The organism is Prevotella rectalis, from assembly GCF_900607215.1.
In the GTDB taxonomy this organism is placed as follows: Bacteria; Bacteroidota; Bacteroidia; order Bacteroidales; family Bacteroidaceae; genus Prevotella; species Prevotella brunnea.
This window is the reverse complement of record NZ_LR027820.1, coordinates 1,139,616-1,155,812: the sequence shown is the minus strand read 5'-3', so window position 1 is coordinate 1,155,812 and position 16,197 is coordinate 1,139,616. Positions and strand designations below refer to the sequence as shown.

Sequence of the window (16,197 nt, the reverse complement as noted above, 5' to 3'; positions counted from 1 at the left end):
GAAAGCGTTTTTTACCAAAAGAGCTTACCTCTATTGCGCTTCTTTCCTCCGCCGAACCTGCGATAGAGTTTCCATCCTAAAAGCAACCCATCTATTATTCCAGCCCCCGTGTTCATAAATCCCGATAACCGCCGTGTGGGAGAAGTGCTGCGGTTTCCGTTGTGAAAAACATCGTTCCACAATTTCGACATATGCTGATTGTCTTTCGCTATATCAGTTTGCAACTGAGCCTTGCGCAATCTAATCTCGCTCAAAGTCTTATAAACGGGTTCGTGTGAATGTGAGTTGTTTAACATGAGGTGAAATTATCTTGACATGAAAAGTCTTGCTAAAAATCTTACAAGCGGACGCTCCACAAGCTGATGCCGAAGAAGAACGAACAAAATGAGAAAGACTACGTAAATAAGTCCGACAAGAAGATATGCTATTGCCAACGACCCTACAAGCGGCTCAATGGCATACGCCGCAGCGAACGAGAGGTATATCAGCGAGATGAAAAACAAGCCTACAAATACCGCCAACAAAGCGATGGCGGTAAGTAGTTTTACAACCTTCTCAATAACATTTAACTTCACGTATTCATACTGAAGTCCGATGTAATGTTTGGCTACCTCAATGAATTGAGCTATCGTCTCTACATTGTCGTTGTTCGAGAACATACTTTTCTTTAGAGTACTTCAGAAGCTGCGTCTTTAATGTCTTCCACGAACTCGTCTGCCTCTTTCCGACTGAGTTTTATGTCGTGCTGTTTGCAGAAATCATCTACCGCATCGGCAATCTTTGTACGTGTCTCTGAACCTTTTTCCGGAGCCATCAAAATACCGAGAGCCGCACCGGCGATGGCACCGCCGAGGAATGCACCAATATAACCTAAAGTCTTCATAATCATTCAGTGTTAAAGTTAAAACCAATTATTATCAATCGCAAATATAATAAAAATATCTCACAGTCAATAACTTTTCATGTATATTTTATGTTAAAAATGTCATATTACTTTTATTTAACAAACTTTAGTTGCCCTGTTTATTTCATTTTAGAGGTTATTTCGTATCTTCGCGTAATAATCGTGAATTAGTATAATTATAAAATAAGAAGCGTATATGAAAAAGTTGATGATTTTTGGAGCGGCAATATGTATTGCCCTTGCTTTCACCGGTTGTAAATCAAGCGAAAGTGCATATAAGAAAGCCTACGAAAAGGCTAAAGCGCAAGAGCGTTCCGGTTATACTGCTGCAGAAGCAGAGACTGCCACAGAGACAACCAACGCCCCCGTTGTGGCACCGGTCGAGACACAACCGGTTACTGAAACCAGCGTTGTTGATAATTATGACAATGAGGCTGTTCGTCGCGAGAACGTGTCGTTGGTAAGTGGTACGGGCTTGAAAACTTATAGTGTAGTGGTCGGCTCATTCAGCGTAAAAGCCAATGCAGAGGGGTTGTGCCGTCGTTTGCAGGATGCAGGCTATGGTGCGCAGATAGTTTATAATTCCGGAATTAATATGTATCGCGTTGTGGCTGCCACATACGACAGCAAGGCATCCGCAGTTCAGAGTCGCAACCAATTGCGGTCTCAATTCGCCGACGCTTGGTTGCTCTCTAAATAATGAGTCGGATTGTTTCCGTAGATTACGGGAAGAAAAGAACCGGCATCGCAGTCACCGATCCATTGAAAATAATTGCCAACGGATTGGTGACTGTTCCCACGTCAGAACTTTTCGAGTTCTTGAACAACTACGTTCGGAAAGAGGAAGTGGAACGGATAGTCATAGGCAGACCCTTACAGCTGAATGGAACTCCGAGTGAGAACTTTGCTCGCGTGCAGCAATTCGTGAATCGCTGGAAGAAAGCCATGCCCGCAATACCAATAGAATACTTTGATGAACGTTTCACATCAGCCATTGCTCATCAGGCTATTATTGCCGGAGGAGTGAAAAAGAAAACAAGAAGAAACGACAAAGGATTGGTGGACGAAGTGTCTGCCACAATTATCCTACAAGATTATATGAAGTCGAAAGGCTTATAAATTAAGGTGCTTCTTCAAAGCAGAGAAGAACATAATTTTTTATAGATGATTTTACCGATATTTACTTACGGACAACCTGTTTTGCGCAAAAAAGCAGAGGATATTCCTTTGGATTATCCCGGATTGCAGACATTGATACAAGATATGTTTGAAACTTGTTCTGCCAGCGATGGCATCGGACTTGCTGCCCCACAGATAGGAAAGTCCATTCGCTTGGTGGTAATCGATTTGGATGTTATTTCAGAGCATTATCCGGAATATAAGGGCTTTAAGCATGCGTTCATCAATGGGCATATCTTGGAATTCGATGATTCCGAAACCGAGACATTAGAAGAGGGTTGCTTGTCGCTGCCGGGCATTCACGAAAATGTGAAGCGCGCCAAACGAGTGCACGTGAAATACGTGGATGAGAATTTGCAGGAACACGACGAATGGATTGACGGATATCTGGCACGTGTGGTTCAGCACGAGTTCGATCATATTGAAGGAAAAGTCTTCACCGATCACATCTCTCCCTTCCGCAAGCAAATGATAGCCAAAAAGCTGAAGATGCTTGCTTCCGGCAATTTTCGTTGTGCATATAAAGTAAAGCCGGCAAGGAGATAACCCCATGATCCGATGCTTTGTAATATGCCTGCTGGCAATTATTACGCTACCTCTTTCCGCTCAGTACAATATCAAGAAATTAATGGGAGAGGGGCGAAAAATGCTGGACATGGGATATTACGTGGCATCATTGCAAATCTTCAATCGTATCGTTGCCTTAAAACCCAATTTGTATGAGGCATGGTATCTGATGGCACTTTCCAAATACAGGTTAGAAGACTATAAAGGTGCATACGAAGATTGTGGGAAAGCACTTGAGCTACAACCTTACATTGCCGACATCTTCGAACTATACGGAATGGCTTGTATTCGCGAGGAACAGTACGATAGTGCGGTGGTTGCTTATACGAAAGCATTGGAGATCAACCCCGACAATCGCGACTATTGGTATAACAGAGCCTATTCGTTCTATATGGGCAATTACACGAAAGAAGCTCTTTCTCAGCTTGATTATATCCTGAAAAGATGGCAGTCGTTTGAGTTGGCAGCGACATTGCGCGAAGAGATACGCTTGGGAAGAAAGCCCAGGCAAAACCCATCCGGAACAGTGCGTACGGAATGGTTAAAACTAAATTATTACTGTCCGCTAAACATAGAAATCCTCATTCCAACTCATTGAGACACAATAGTTCGGATGACAGCATGTTAGTGACAAGCCCCCTTATTCATTTTCTGTTACCTCGGGTGGCGATTCAGCCGCTGCTTCAAGCATGAGTTTCATGTCGGCATCCGGCATGTTGAAGAAATTATTCATGTTGAGGTATTCCATAAGTACAATGCGCACCATAGTAGCCAGCCCTGAGAAACTCCACCGCCTCTGCAATGAGCTTTGCAGCAGTGACAGTAATAGATTGGCAATGAGTGTAACCCAAATCTGTATCTTGATGGCGTTGGCACTCTCCCCATAGAAGTATCTAAGCGGGAAGTTCTGTTTTATCTGCTTGAAAAGAGTCTCTATCTGCCACCTCCTGCGGTAGATGGCTACGATAGTCTCCATGGACATGTCAAAGTCGTTGGTAAGCAAGGACACCAACTTTGGCATCTTTCCTTTCTTGATATCCACATAGGTGATGATACGCGCTATATGGTTGATACCGCCCTTCCTGAACACCACCACCTGCTCACGATATTCCATCAGCCCATCCTCGTTCATATCCATGCAGTCTACCAACACCTCGTATTTGAGATTTTTCTTCATCTTGGTGACATAGACAACGTTCCTCTCGGTCAGTTCCTCAAACTTTTCATAGTTGATATATGCACGATCCAGGGCAATGATTTCATCATGCTTGAAATGGCTGGGGGCGAGCATAAAGGAATCGTTGGTAGCAGCAGAAGTGAACTTCACGTCACAGTGAACTCCCTCGTTTGCATGAATGACGGAATGCACTTTTATGCCACCCTTCTTCTTTCCCGTCTTAGGATGACGGCCCACGCCCTTGAAGATGACGTTAGAGAACAGGGTTATCGTGGTGGAATCGATGATTCTCAGACGTTTTATCCATTCCTCCGTACCATTGCGTCGGCTGTCCGAAGAAAGTTTGTCCTTATTGGACTCGTAAAGGTCGTGATACACGTCCTCAAAGAATTTCTCCGAGCGTCTGGCGTTCGCGTCTGACAGGGTACTGCGCTTAGGAACCCTGTCAATGCCTATGTGATGAAGCTTGCGCACCTCAGCCGTCATTGCCGCCTCTATCTCGCGCAGGGAGTCGAAGCGCATGATGACTGCATACAGCATCGTAAGAAGATGGGTGAAGCCATCAAAGGTCTTCACATACCGCTCACCGCCGTTCCGACGGCTTATTTCAACTATTTTATCATGGTCGAGAGATTTTATCAGCTGACCATATACCGGCTGTCCGAAGAAATGTGTACTTTTGCCCATGTTATCTGAGTTTGGAAACAAAAGCAAAGATAACAAAAAGGGCTGATACCTCGTGAGAAGTGTCAGCCCTAATTCATAAAAAATGTGGGATGTTTAGCGGACAGTAATAAAACTAAATACTTTGAACAAAGGCTCGTGGTTAATGCAGCAGATAAACGAAGATGTCGAAACGAAAGAGAAACATCGCCCCATTTCAATAAGGCTGCATTAAAAGGAATGGATATGTATTGTTATATCATCCATGAGATCAATCATTGTCGGAGTGCAGACTACTAAACGACCATCTTTTTTCTCAATCCCACTTACTCTCTAACCTGTCATTAGACCAAATATAGATATTTGGGCTTAATGCTTCAAGATTATTACCACTTATTGGTAAAGGGATTACCAAGCACCGGTAAGAGGATTACCAAGCACCGGTAAAGGGATTACCACGCACCGGTAATTTCTTAAAAGTTAGTGAGAGACCATGTCTCTAAAAAAGAAATTCCACCATTGCTCTATCAATCTTCCTTCTTGTAACGCCAATCCTCGGTGAGATTGTTCAAAAATGAAATGATAAGAAGAAGCATCAGACGCGCAACTCTCTTTCTATACGCCTCTTATGCCACATCTTCCATAAGAGATTTTATGGATTGCTATTTGGAAGTGAGAAGCTCGCTACGTTTTGGTCGTTTGTAAGAACGATAATCGTCCAATTCTATTTCCACCTCAGGTTCTACTAGGGTGCCTGATGAAGGCAACCGGAATTTCATGTATTTAATGTTCAATCCTCTTTCAATCCATTGTGTCTCGTAATACGTGCGAATGCCTAATATCTCGCGGGTTTTATCATCGGGCATGGAATAATTTTGCGATTCGTTGCTCGTTATTTCATTGGCATATAAGTTCTCTGTTCGGAACACCATGGGAAGATGGTTCTTCTCTATGAGGTATGTGGTGTAAGTAAAAAGAAAACCGGAGTCGGTTTTGAGATGAACAAGACCGTTATCAATAAGAAATTTGCGATAACGATTTAAGAAGAAAGTAGAAGTCAGGCGTTTATGCACATTCTTCATTTGCGGATCAGAAAATGTCAGCCATATTTCCCTGACCTCGTCCTTAGCGAAGAAGTTGTCTATGAACTCAATATTGGTGCGCAAAAAAGCCACGTTATCAAGTTGTTCCTCCAAAGCCTGTCTAGCTCCCGTGTATATTCTCGCACCTTTAATATCTACCCCTATGAAATTTACATCCGGATAAGCTCGAGCCAGTCCAACGGTGTATTCACCCTTTCCACAACCTAATTCCAAAACGATGGGATTAGCATTATGGAAATAGTTGTCGTTCCAAAGTCCTTTCATTGGAAACGCTTCCTTACTTATGACGCTAAACGGATATTGGAAAACATTACTAAAGGTTTCCATCTCCGCAAATTTCTGTAGTTTTCCTTTGCTCATGGCTGCAAAGATAAGACAAAAAAATTAATTACCGATTGTTATTTTTCAAAAACAGATATTGGTTTTCATCCGTAACTTATAAGGTGAGGTCTAATATTAAGGGAAGATGGTCGCTATAGCCTCCGTTTTGACGCATCCCATTAAAAGTTCTCCGGGGTTTGAAGCCGCCATAGACTTTATCTTCTTCCATGAGAAACTTCTCATCATTTATGAAACAACACTTTACTTTGGGCAGAAGGTTCTTGCTGATAAGTATTTGATCCAAACTTCCCCAAGCTCCCTTATATTTATATGTTCCCTTTGCTCCATTTGTCCCACTCGCTTTTTCTGAAACATTCACGAGACCGTGGGCATAGAGATTTTTCAGTGAGGCATCTTGAGCATAATCGTTGAAATCGCCCATGACAATGATTTTTACCTCGTGATTATGCTGCCTTACTGAATCGATAGCAGCACAAAGGCATTCGGAAACATACTTTCTGAAAGGGCGTGTCTGAATTTCTCCACCTGAACGACTTGGAGCATGAATCAAGAAAATGTGGAGGGTATCTCCACTTATCACCTCACCTGCCACATGCAGAATATCTCTGGTTGGCTTCATTTCTTTCATGGGCTTTATTCTTATCGTATCGGCATGCAACAATCGAAAGGAAAAGGGCGAGTAGAGCAAAGCCACATCAATGCCACGCTCATCGGGAGAAGCTGTCATGACATATTTGTAGCGTGCCTTTCTGAGCAATGAACGCTCCGTAAGATAAATCATCGTGCTGTCGTTCTCCACCTCGCACAGACCTACTAAGTCGGGGAGTCTTCCCCAACCGTCTTTGAGACCACCGGCAATAATCCCCTGTCCCACCTTGTTCAGCTTTCTCCAATAAGCCGCCCGTGTCCAATGACGTGGCGAAGAAGGCAGAAAGTCTTTGTCGTTTTTCAACGAATCGTGTTCCGTGTCGAAGAGGTTCTCCACATTCCATTCCATGATTCTTAACCTGCACTGCGCATTTGACTCCAATGAGACAAGCAGAAACAAAGAAAGAAACAATATTTTCATGGTATGCCTTTTTGAGAAAGAAAGATTAAGGTCGTAAAATCAACAGCTGTTGCCGAACACTTTCCTCGTGAATAATCTCGAAAAGCCGGGCAGCGAAGTCAGAATCTATGCCGCAAGCATTGGCTTCATCCTCGCATCGCTTCAACATCTCATTGTATCGGATGCTTTGCAACACGGTCATGTTGTGTTCTCGCTTGTATTTTCCTATTTCTCTGCAGAGTAGGAAACGTTTGGCAAGCAAAACTATCAGATTGTTGTCCAGTTCGTCAATCTGTGAGCGCAGCTGTTGGAGTTCTTCGCTCTGCGTGTGCTTGTCTCTGACTACGAGCGCGGCGATAATTTCCGACAATTCATGTGGCGTTACTTGTTGTCGGGCATCGCTCCAAGCCTCATCCGGACAACAATGGCTTTCCACAAACAAACCATCGAAACCTAAATCCATTGCCTGCTGGCAAAGGGGCGCAATCAATTCTCTTCTTCCTCCGATATGACTTGGGTCGCAGAAAATGGGCAAATCAGGAATTCTCCGATGCAGTTCGATAGGAATCTGCCACATGGGTAAATTGCGATATAACTTCTGTTCATAAGAAGAAAAACCTCGATGGATAACGCCTAATCTGCGGATACCCACTTGATTGAGCCGCTGTAATGCTCCTATCCACAGCTCCAGGTCGGGATTGACGGGATTTTTCACAAGAATCGGCACATTTAGTCCTTTCATCGCATCTGCCAATGCCTGCATGGCGAAGGGATTGGCAGAGGTTCGCGCTCCCACCCACAAGATATCCATGCCGTATTTCATGGCAAGTTCCACGTGTTCAGGGGTAGCTACTTCCGTGGCAATGCACATTCCCGTCTGTTCCTTTACCATCCGCATCCATGGTAAGGCCTTCTCGCCATTCCCCTCAAAGCCCCCCGGTTTTGTTCTTGGCTTCCACACGCCGGCACGGAAGATTTTGCAACCCTTCTCTGCCAGCTGTAGGGCTGTGGTCATCACCTGCTCTTCGGTTTCAGCGGAGCAAGGTCCGGCAATGAATCGTGGTCGGTTCAATGCTCCGGGAAGTTTCAGTTGTTCCAATTCTAATAGCATTGCGCAGCTTCTTTTTTACTAATCTTTATTTTCTCCAAGTTCGTTTACCTCTCCCTCGTTCCTACGGCGCAAAGCTTCTGCCTTTTCATTGTCAGCAGCCGCTTTGTCGTCCTCTCCCAATTCCGCATACAGCTCGGCACGTTCCTTGTAGGCAGTTTCTGAAAATGGGTTGGACTCAAGAGCCTTATGGTAATACTCCAATGCGGCAGCCTTGTTATTTCTCGCTTGCTCTATTCTCGCTTTTAGCAACAAAACCTCCTCCTGATTGTCGGTATGTTGCAAAAGCCAGAGGGCATCTTCATCGGCTTCATCAGGTTTCTCCATTCGCAACAGGGTCTCCCCCCGAAGCAGATAGGCATCACCAAATCGTTTGTCCAGCGCAATTGCTTTTGTACTCAACGCCACTGTGTTTACGTCATCACCCTGTCCTTTGCTTGCCTGCGCATAAAGATAGTTTACCTCCGCATTGTCTTTATCTATCAAGAGTGCTTTCTCGCAATTGGATGCCATGATGTTATAGTCCTCCATCATGAAAGCGACATTTGCCATTCGGATGAGAATTTGCACATTGTCGGGTTGCGCATCGGCGAGTAAGCGCAATTCCTCATAAGCATCGCCAAACTCCCCTGACGACAGATAGCAAACCGACAGATGGTCGTGTATTTCCAAATCGTCCTTTAAGTCTAAGGCATGCTTGAAACACCTTTCCGCATAATCGTATTGTCCGGTCTTCAAAGCTCTTACACCATCGTATTTCAAGACCTCAAAGTCTTTTGCTTCGTTTTGCTCTTTCGTTTCAGACTTTGTTTCGTCTGTTCCTCTAAATAATTTCTGAAAAAAGTTCATGTCTATGAGTGTATTGATTTCTCCAAACTATCATCATTGTCCATTTCCAACATTGAGGGATGCTTTATCCATGACTTGTTGCTTAGCCGTAACCGGATTCTCTCGCAAAGGACATCGCTATTCTCAGCGCAGAGGATGTGTTTGATAGCGACACATCCTCTGTTTTCTCTGAGTGGAAACGTTTATCGCTGATACTCTTCGCCCTTTAGGAATATCCGGCGGATAATGGGGGTGGTATAGGCGTAGGGTATGAAGTCGATGGAGGGGATTGGGTCGGTGATGTAGAAGTTGGCGACTTTGCCCTTTGTTATCGATCCATAGTCTTCGCTTATTCCCATTGCACAGGCGGAATTCAATGTTGTTGCATTAATAGCCTCTGCCGGCATGAGACGCATCTTGATACAAGCCAATGAAACGGCAAACTTCATATCGCCCGATGGCGTAGAACCGGGATTGTAGTCGGAAGCTATCGCCAATGGCAATCCGGCTTCTATCATTTTTCTGCCAGGTGCGAATGGCATGTTCAGGAAGAACGAAGTGCCGGGCAATGCCGTGGGAATGGTTTCTGAATTCTTGAGCAACTCAATGTCGCGGTTGTCCATGGCTTCGAGATGATCCACTGACAAGGCATTACAATCCACAGCAACTTCCACTCCGCCCGAGACGGCAAGTTCCTCGCCATGAATTTTTCCTCGCAGCCCATACTTCGCTCCTGCCTGTAGCAGTCGGCGCGTCTCATCGGGAGTAAAGAAGCCCTCATCGCAGAAGACGTCAATGAAGTCGGCAAGATGTTCCTTTGCCACTGCCGGCAACATATCGCTGATGATGTGATCTACATATTCTGATTGGCGTCCGGTATAGGCTCTTCCCACAGCATGTGCACCAAGGAAGTTAGCCACTACTTTTATCGGAGCAGTCTGTTTGATGTGGCGGATTACGCGCAACATCTTCAATTCATCTTCCAGCGTCAGTCCATAGCCACTTTTAATTTCCATGGCTCCAGTGCCTTTCTTAATCACCTCGTCCACACGCTGCATTGCCTGCTTGTAAAGCTCTTCTTCGGAAAGCTCATGCAACCGGTCGGCAGAATTGAGAATACCGCCCCCACGTTTGGCAATTTCAGCATAGCTAAGTCCGCGGATCTTATCCACGAACTCACCCTCGCGACTGCCTGCGTAAACCACATGAGTATGGGAATCGCAGAACGATGGCAACACGGCGCCACCTTCTGCATCGACCACCAACACGTCGCGTCCTATCTGAGGTATATCCACACGTGGACCGTAATCAACAATACGTCCGTTTTCCACATATAGAAAAGCATGCTCGATGGTATTGAGTTTCAACATTTCCTCACCTTTCAGACAGCGTTTTCCCTCGTGTCCCACGCCGGCAAGAACACCTATGTTCGTTATTAATACTTTCATAATCTGATAATTCAATAAAAAAGCCTTATTCCCATTTTCCCTCACAAGAGAGGAAAAGAAGGGAATGAGGCTTAGAGATTAATATAAGTTGTTTACTTTCTCAAGAAATCCACTGATTTGGCAATATGAGGAGCCATAAACTGGTCGTTCTCAACGAAAGGCACTTCCTTGCGATAAGCCTCGAAGATGGCTTCTATAGCAGGTGATGACTTCAGCGGACGACGGAACTCAAGTGCTTGTGCTGCGTTGAAAAGCTCGATGGCGAGTACACGTTCAGTGTTCAATACGACTTGATAGAGTTTCGTGGCTGCATTGGCGCCCATGCTGACATGGTCTTCTTGACCTTGTGAGGATGGAATGCTGTCGGCGGAAGCCGGAGTACAATACATCTTGCTCTGACTCACGATGGAAGCTGCTGTGTACTGTGGAATCATGAAACCACTGTTTACACCCGGTTTGGCAACCAAGAAGCTCGGAAGGTCGCGCGTTCCGGAAACAAGTTTGTAAATTCTTCGTTCCGAGATATTGCTCAATTCGCAAAGGGCAATGGCTAAGAAGTCCATCGGCTGTGCGATAGGTTCGCCATGGAAGTTGCCTGCGGAGATGACCAAATCTTCATCCGGGCATACGGTGGGATTATCGGTAGCTGCATTCACTTCGATGTCGATGACCGACTTCACATAGCGGATGGTGTCTTTGGACGCACCGTGAACTTGTGGCATACAACGGAAAGAATATGGATCTTGCACGTTTACTTTCGGTTGCTTGATGAGTTCGCTTCCCTCGAGCAACTCGCGAATGTGCTTGGCTGTCTCTATCTGTCCCTGATGTGGGCGAACGGCATGAACGGCGTGTGTGAACGGTTCGATACGTCCGTCGTAAGCTTCGAGCGACATTGTTCCAATCTTGTCAGCCCAGTCACTCAGACGTTGTGCCTGAAGCAGACACCAAACGGCAAAGGCATTCATATTCTGCGTTCCGTTGAGCAGTGCCAAGCCTTCTTTAGATACGAGCTGGATGGGTTTCCAATTCAGTTTCTCCAACATTTCCTCACCGGTGATGACTTCACCCTTGTATTCTACTTTTCCAATACCAAGCAATGGTAGGCAGAGGTGTGCCAATGGAACGAGGTCGCCGGAAGCGCCGAGTGAGCCCTGCATGTAAACCACCGGATAGATGTCGTTGTTGAAGAAGTCGATAAGGCGCTCAACTGTCTCTACCTGACAGCCGGAATAACCATAGCTGAGCGATTGAACTTTAAGCAGCAACATGATCTTCACGATGTCATTGGGCACACGTTCGCCCACACCGCAAGCGTGCGACATCATCAGGTTCTTCTGCAAATCAGCCAAACGTTGTTTGTCGATGGATATCTTGCACAATGAGCCAAAACCAGTTGTTACACCGTAAATAGGTTTGTCGGATGTTTCTATTTTCTTGTCAAGGTATTCGCGACACCGAATGATGCGCTGACGAGCGTCAGCTGACAATTCCAGTTTGATGCCTTTTTCTATTATCTCACCTATTCTCTCAATAGAGAGGTGTTCCGCACTTATTTTATGTGTCATTTTCTTTTGTTTTTATTGTTCTTCGCAAGGGATAAGAAAGCAATAACCGAGCCTGTACTTTTGCCTGTCGAGTCGTTCTATTTAATCGACCGTTGCCGTTCTACTTAATCGACCGTTGTCGTTCTACTTAATCGACCACAGTCGTTCTATTTAATCGACTGTAGGGGTTATATTTAACGACTATTCGAACTATCGGCATTGCTTTCTTGTCTGCGTGTTTATAATCTGTTAAAAAGCTTTATCTATCACGTCGTCGTCCACAAAGTTCGGAAGCGTAACGTTCAAGCCCGGCGTGCGTTCCATCTCGCGTTTGATGGCATCGATGGAACCCTTGTTGCGAGCCCAGCTGCGACGTGTGATACCGTTGTTTACGTCCCAAAGGAGCATTTCGCGGATGTGGCGTTCTGAATCCTCGCCACCATCGATGACCATACCGAAGCCACCGTTCATCACTTCACCCCAACCTACGCCGCCACCGTTGTGGATGGATACCCATGTAGCACCACGGAAAGCATCGCCAATAACGTTCTGCACTGCCATATCGGCACAGAACTGTGAGCCATCATAGATATTGGAGGTCTCGCGGAAAGGAGAGTCGGTACCGGAAACATCGTGGTGGTCGCGACCCAATACGACGGGACGACTGATTTCACCCTTCTTTATGGCTTCGTTGAATGCCAAGGCTATCTTCGTTCTGCCCTCGCAGTCAGCGTAAAGAATACGAGCTTGTGAGCCGACAACAAGTTTGTTCTTCCCTGCCTCCTTTATCCAGTGGATGTTATCATCCAATTGACCAATGATGTCGGGAGTGACAGTCTTGCGCATTTCCTCCAACACTTCTGTGGCAATGCGGTCGGTAACTTCCAAATCCTTCGGGTCGCCAGACGAACAAACCCAGCGGAAAGGTCCAAAGCCATAATCGAAGAACATCGGGCCCATGATATCCTGAACGTATGAAGGGTAACGGAACTTACCATCCTTGTCCATGATATCTGCGCCGGCGCGACTCGACTCCAAGAGGAAAGCGTTGCCGTAATCAAAGAAGTACATGCCGTTGGCAGTTAGTTTGTTGATGGCTGCCACCTGACGACGTAACGACTCCTGCACCTTCTCTTTGAATTTTTCAGGTTCTTCTGCCATCATGCGTTTGCTTTCCTCAAAAGATATACCCACGGGATAGTAACCACCTGCCCAAGGATTGTGGAGCGATGTCTGGTCGGAACCGAGATCCACACGGATGTTCTCTTCTGCCAAACGCTCCCAAAGGTCAACCACGTTACCAACGTATGCCAAAGAAACGACGCGTTTTTCCTCTACCGCCTTGCGGATTGCCGGTATCAACTCGTCAAGGTTCTCGTGCAGTTCGTCCACCCAACCTTGTTCATAACGTTTACGAGCTGCCAGCGGATTGATTTCCGCCGTTACGCTCACCACGCCGGCAATATTGCCTGCCTTAGGCTGAGCTCCCGACATTCCACCCAATCCGGCGGTAACAAAGAGCTTCATGTTGTCGCCACCCACTTTGCGAGCGGCATTCAGCACAGTGATGGTAGTACCGTGAACGATGCCTTGCGGACCGATATACATATACGAGCCGGCTGTCATCTGACCATATTGGCTAACACCCAAAGCATTGTCGCGTTCCCAGTCGTCTTGTTTTGAATAATTGGGAATTACCATACCATTGGTAACCACTACGCGAGGTGCATTCTTATGTGATGGGAAAAGTCCGAGAGGATGTCCGGAGTACATTACAAGTGTCTGCTCATCGGTCATCTCACTCAAATATTTCATGACGAGACGATACTGTGCCCAGTTCTGGAACACTGCTCCATTGCCACCGTATGTGATCAATTCGTGTGGATGTTGAGCCACAGCCTTGTCGAGGTTGTTCTGAATCATCATCATGATGGCAGCAGCCTGCTCCGATTTGTGAGGATACTCATCAATGGGACGAGCATACATGTCGTAAGTCGGACGGAAACGATACATATAAATTCGGCCGTATTTATGCAATTCTTCTGCAAATTCAGGCGCCAACGTAGCATGGAACTTCTTCGGAAAATAACGCAAAGCATTGCGAAGAGCAAGTTTCTTTTCCTCCGAAGTAAGAATATCCTTACGCTTCGGAGCGTGATTTATCGTTGTGTCGTAAGCCTGTGGTTCCGGCAGTGTGTCGGGAATACCGGCACGGATATCAGCAATAAACTGTTCTTTTGTCATTGTTCTATAGTTTTTATGTTAATTACAATTTTTCTTCTACAATCTTCATGATTTCAGCCTCTTGTTCGTTGGCTTTCTTAATCAGTTCGTTGGCCTCCCCAACGAGTTTGTCCGCAGTGGCACGATCTTTCAATCCGGCAGCATTGATCTTAACGTTCAATCCTGCACCCAAGACAGCTGCACGAGCTGCTAAAACACCCACACCGGCATCAGAGACACTGTTGGGATTGCCTTCTTCGGCCATGGCTTTGCATATCTCGAACACCTTATAAGAAGCCTTCATGGTGTGCAAAGGAACTTCCGTGGCGAACAACGTGGCAGCCTGAATGGCAGCAGAGCGAGCCGCTTTCTCTTCATCGGTTCCCTTTGGCAGTCCGAATGCCTCCATGATGCGATTAAATGCTTCTGTATCTTCATCAACAAGCATCATCAGTTCGGCTTGAACCATCTGCCCTTTATCTGCCCAATTACTGAACTCTTCCCAACGTGCATCCCAACCTGCCTTGTGGCTGGAAAGGTTTGCCACCATTGTACCGAGAGCGGCGCCAAGCGCACCCATGTAAGCAGAGATGGTACCTCCACCGGGAGCGGGAGACTCGCGCGATGTCTCATCGGCAAAGCCTTTAACGGTCAGGTCGATCAGCTTCTCCGACTTTTGTGCGTCTTCCAAAAGGAATTCTATCACTTTCTCACGAGGATTAAACTCTTTCAAATCGTCCAACCCCATAGACTTGATGGCAATCTTAATAATATCGTTTTCGGGAATACCCGTAGAGCGTTGCTGCTTCTTCAAGAAATATTTACCGGCATCGATGAGTGTGCGTTTCGGTATCAAGCCCACAATTTCCGTACCCGTAACTCGAACGCCACGATTCTGCGCACAACGACTCACCTCGTCGAATGCCACATGGAGCGGAGTAACGTTGATATCGGTAATATTCATCGATACCTGTGCGATTTCATATTCATCAATATACCAGCCAATGGCTTTGGTTCCTTTCAACGTTCCGGGAATCATAATAGTCTTGCCATTGGCATCTTTCATGGGCTTACCTACCGGTGAACCGCCTTCTCGCTGTGGACGTCCTTTTTCCCTGACATCAAAGGCTATGGCATTTGCACGACGAGTGGAAGTGGTGTTAAGATTGAAATTGGTGGCAATCAGGAAATCGCGCGCACCCACAGCCGTACAACCGCTACGAGCAACTCCTTCATCCCAAGGCCGTGCGCCAAAATCGGGCGCTTCCTTCTCAACGGTCATTCTTTCTTGCAAGCCTTCATACTCTCCCTTACGACAAATCGCGAGATTCTTGCGTTCCGGTGTTCTTGCGGCAGCCTCATAGCAATAGCAAGGAACTTTCAGCTCAGTGGCAATGCGCTCTGCCAATTTGCGCGCCAATTCTGCACATTCCTCAAGTGTAATGCCGGAAACCGGTATCAATGGGCAAACATCTGTAGCACCCATACGAGGGTGTGCACCGTGATGCTGACGCATATCAATAAGCTGAGCGGCTTTCTGAACACAACGGAAAGCAGCCTCCATCACTACATCAGGGGTACCGACGAAAGTAATAACTGTGCGGTTAGTAGCTTCACCCGGATCAACATCCAAGAGTTTCACGCCTTTCACGCGTTCTATTTCGTCCGTAACTTGTTTGATAACTTCTTTGTTGCGTCCTTCGCTAATATTTGGAACGCACTCAACAATTTGTTTTTCTTGTACCATTTTATTTTTTTATAATTTAGGCGTTAGTTTATTCAGGGTGTAAAAATAGCAAGAACTAACAACATTACAAAATATTTCTTATTAAACTATTCAAAAATCTACATTTTTATTTTCCCCGCAGAGTCAACCAGCAAGTGCAAAATTATAAAACGTATTTGAAGAATTCACACTTTGGAGTAGAAAAGTTTAATTTTTCTCTCGGTCTTTCGTTCAATTTCTTTTGTATCGACATAATTCTCTTGTCTGTGTAATGTTCAAACGAATCCTTTTTCGGTATATATTGTCTGATTAGTTTATTTGTATTCTCAATAGC

The 16,197-nt window shown here is 45.7% G+C and carries 17 protein-coding genes (1 of these 17 cut by a window edge); 4 read left to right on the top strand and 13 right to left on the bottom strand.

Going from position 1 to position 16,197, the window contains the following annotated elements; all coding sequences use genetic code 11:
- Positions 1–11 precede the first annotated feature (11 nt).
- Genes E0E16_RS05995 through E0E16_RS05985 form a run of 3 tightly spaced genes read right to left on the bottom strand, consistent with a single transcriptional unit; the run spans position 12 to position 883 of the window.
- Positions 12–254, bottom strand: coding sequence for a hypothetical protein (locus E0E16_RS05995; protein WP_308535108.1), 243 nt, complete (start codon positions 252–254; stop codon positions 12–14).
- A 51-nt stretch (positions 255–305) separates the two neighbouring features.
- Positions 306–659, bottom strand: coding sequence for a phage holin family protein (locus tag E0E16_RS05990; RefSeq protein ID WP_130829552.1), 354 nt, complete (start codon positions 657–659; stop codon positions 306–308).
- Positions 660–667: 8 nt separating this feature from the next.
- Entirely contained in the window at positions 668–883 is a 216-nt protein-coding gene (locus E0E16_RS05985) for a YtxH domain-containing protein (RefSeq protein ID WP_130829551.1), read from the bottom strand.
- Positions 884–1,100: 217 nt separating this feature from the next.
- On the opposite strand from E0E16_RS05985, the gene E0E16_RS05980 reads away from it, so the two are divergent.
- Genes E0E16_RS05980 through E0E16_RS05965 form a run of 4 tightly spaced genes read left to right on the top strand, consistent with a single transcriptional unit; the run spans position 1,101 to position 3,248 of the window.
- Positions 1,101–1,604 (top strand): SPOR domain-containing protein, encoded by a 504-nt coding sequence (locus E0E16_RS05980; protein WP_130829550.1) that lies wholly within the window; start codon positions 1,101–1,103, stop codon positions 1,602–1,604.
- Positions 1,604–2,023 (top strand): Holliday junction resolvase RuvX, encoded by a 420-nt coding sequence (ruvX, locus tag E0E16_RS05975; protein WP_130829549.1) that lies wholly within the window; start codon positions 1,604–1,606, stop codon positions 2,021–2,023. Before E0E16_RS05980 ends, ruvX begins: the two co-directional genes overlap by 1 nt.
- Before the next feature lie 45 nt (positions 2,024–2,068).
- Positions 2,069–2,629, top strand: a complete 561-nt coding sequence (def, locus tag E0E16_RS05970) for a peptide deformylase (RefSeq protein ID WP_130829548.1) — start codon at positions 2,069–2,071, stop codon at positions 2,627–2,629.
- A gap of 4 nt (positions 2,630–2,633) precedes the next feature.
- Entirely contained in the window at positions 2,634–3,248 is a 615-nt protein-coding gene (locus E0E16_RS05965; RefSeq protein WP_130829547.1) for a tetratricopeptide repeat protein, read from the top strand.
- 42 nt (positions 3,249–3,290) lie between these two features.
- Here E0E16_RS05965 and E0E16_RS05960 read toward each other — a convergent pair whose 3' ends face one another.
- From E0E16_RS05960 to E0E16_RS05910, 10 genes are all read right to left on the bottom strand, one after another.
- Positions 3,291–4,514, bottom strand: a complete 1,224-nt coding sequence (locus E0E16_RS05960) for an IS4 family transposase (protein ID WP_130829546.1) — start codon at positions 4,512–4,514, stop codon at positions 3,291–3,293.
- A gap of 638 nt (positions 4,515–5,152) precedes the next feature.
- Positions 5,153–5,953 (bottom strand): tRNA (guanosine(46)-N7)-methyltransferase TrmB, encoded by an 801-nt coding sequence (gene trmB / locus E0E16_RS05955; protein WP_130829545.1) that lies wholly within the window; start codon positions 5,951–5,953, stop codon positions 5,153–5,155.
- 76 nt (positions 5,954–6,029) lie between these two features.
- Positions 6,030–7,004, bottom strand: a complete 975-nt coding sequence (locus tag E0E16_RS05950; RefSeq protein WP_130829544.1) for an endonuclease/exonuclease/phosphatase family protein — start codon at positions 7,002–7,004, stop codon at positions 6,030–6,032.
- Between the two features lie 25 nt (positions 7,005–7,029).
- Positions 7,030–8,094, bottom strand: coding sequence for a bifunctional 3-deoxy-7-phosphoheptulonate synthase/chorismate mutase type II (locus E0E16_RS05945; protein WP_130829543.1), 1,065 nt, complete (start codon positions 8,092–8,094; stop codon positions 7,030–7,032).
- An 18-nt stretch (positions 8,095–8,112) separates the two neighbouring features.
- Positions 8,113–8,940: a tetratricopeptide repeat protein gene (locus E0E16_RS05940; RefSeq protein WP_130829542.1), complete on the bottom strand. Its 828-nt coding sequence runs from the start codon at positions 8,938–8,940 to the stop codon at positions 8,113–8,115.
- A 182-nt stretch (positions 8,941–9,122) separates the two neighbouring features.
- Positions 9,123–10,367, bottom strand: a complete 1,245-nt coding sequence (gene hutI, locus E0E16_RS05935; protein WP_130829541.1) for an imidazolonepropionase — start codon at positions 10,365–10,367, stop codon at positions 9,123–9,125.
- 92 nt (positions 10,368–10,459) lie between these two features.
- Positions 10,460–11,935, bottom strand: a complete 1,476-nt coding sequence (hutH, locus tag E0E16_RS05930) for a histidine ammonia-lyase (protein WP_060940219.1) — start codon at positions 11,933–11,935, stop codon at positions 10,460–10,462.
- Between the two features lie 228 nt (positions 11,936–12,163).
- On the bottom strand, positions 12,164–14,158 hold the full coding sequence (hutU, locus tag E0E16_RS05925) for a urocanate hydratase (RefSeq protein ID WP_025875382.1): 1,995 nt from the start codon (positions 14,156–14,158) through the stop codon (positions 12,164–12,166).
- Positions 14,159–14,180: 22 nt separating this feature from the next.
- Entirely contained in the window at positions 14,181–15,884 is a 1,704-nt protein-coding gene (gene ftcD / locus E0E16_RS05920) for a glutamate formimidoyltransferase (protein WP_028901567.1), read from the bottom strand.
- A 288-nt stretch (positions 15,885–16,172) separates the two neighbouring features.
- The coding region annotated (locus E0E16_RS05910) for an IS30 family transposase (protein WP_130829732.1) crosses the window boundary (this coding region is incomplete at its 5' end): on the bottom strand, positions 16,173–16,197 show 25 of its 690 nt. Its footprint extends 665 nt past the window's final position.

What these genes read in the sequence shown, in the direction of transcription:
- E0E16_RS05990 (WP_130829552.1), bottom strand. Translation starts at nt 659, where the DNA reads ATGTTCTCGAACAACGACAATGTAGAGACGATAGCTCAATTCATTGAG.
- E0E16_RS05985 (WP_130829551.1), bottom strand. Translation starts at nt 883, where the DNA reads ATGAAGACTTTAGGTTATATTGGTGCATTCCTCGGCGGTGCCATCGCC.
- E0E16_RS05980 (WP_130829550.1), top strand. Translation starts at nt 1,101, where the DNA reads ATGAAAAAGTTGATGATTTTTGGAGCGGCAATATGTATTGCCCTTGCT.
- ruvX (WP_130829549.1), top strand. Translation starts at nt 1,604, where the DNA reads ATGAGTCGGATTGTTTCCGTAGATTACGGGAAGAAAAGAACCGGCATC.
- def (WP_130829548.1), top strand. Translation starts at nt 2,069, where the DNA reads ATGATTTTACCGATATTTACTTACGGACAACCTGTTTTGCGCAAAAAA.
- E0E16_RS05965 (WP_130829547.1), top strand. Translation starts at nt 2,634, where the DNA reads ATGATCCGATGCTTTGTAATATGCCTGCTGGCAATTATTACGCTACCT.
- E0E16_RS05960 (WP_130829546.1), bottom strand. Translation starts at nt 4,514, where the DNA reads ATGGGCAAAAGTACACATTTCTTCGGACAGCCGGTATATGGTCAGCTG.
- trmB (WP_130829545.1), bottom strand. Translation starts at nt 5,953, where the DNA reads ATGAGCAAAGGAAAACTACAGAAATTTGCGGAGATGGAAACCTTTAGT.
- E0E16_RS05950 (WP_130829544.1), bottom strand. Translation starts at nt 7,004, where the DNA reads ATGAAAATATTGTTTCTTTCTTTGTTTCTGCTTGTCTCATTGGAGTCA.
- E0E16_RS05945 (WP_130829543.1), bottom strand. Translation starts at nt 8,094, where the DNA reads ATGCTATTAGAATTGGAACAACTGAAACTTCCCGGAGCATTGAACCGA.
- E0E16_RS05940 (WP_130829542.1), bottom strand. Translation starts at nt 8,940, where the DNA reads ATGAACTTTTTTCAGAAATTATTTAGAGGAACAGACGAAACAAAGTCT.
- hutI (WP_130829541.1), bottom strand. Translation starts at nt 10,367, where the DNA reads ATGAAAGTATTAATAACGAACATAGGTGTTCTTGCCGGCGTGGGACAC.
- hutH (WP_060940219.1), bottom strand. Translation starts at nt 11,935, where the DNA reads ATGACACATAAAATAAGTGCGGAACACCTCTCTATTGAGAGAATAGGT.
- hutU (WP_025875382.1), bottom strand. Translation starts at nt 14,158, where the DNA reads ATGACAAAAGAACAGTTTATTGCTGATATCCGTGCCGGTATTCCCGAC.
- ftcD (WP_028901567.1), bottom strand. Translation starts at nt 15,884, where the DNA reads ATGGTACAAGAAAAACAAATTGTTGAGTGCGTTCCAAATATTAGCGAA.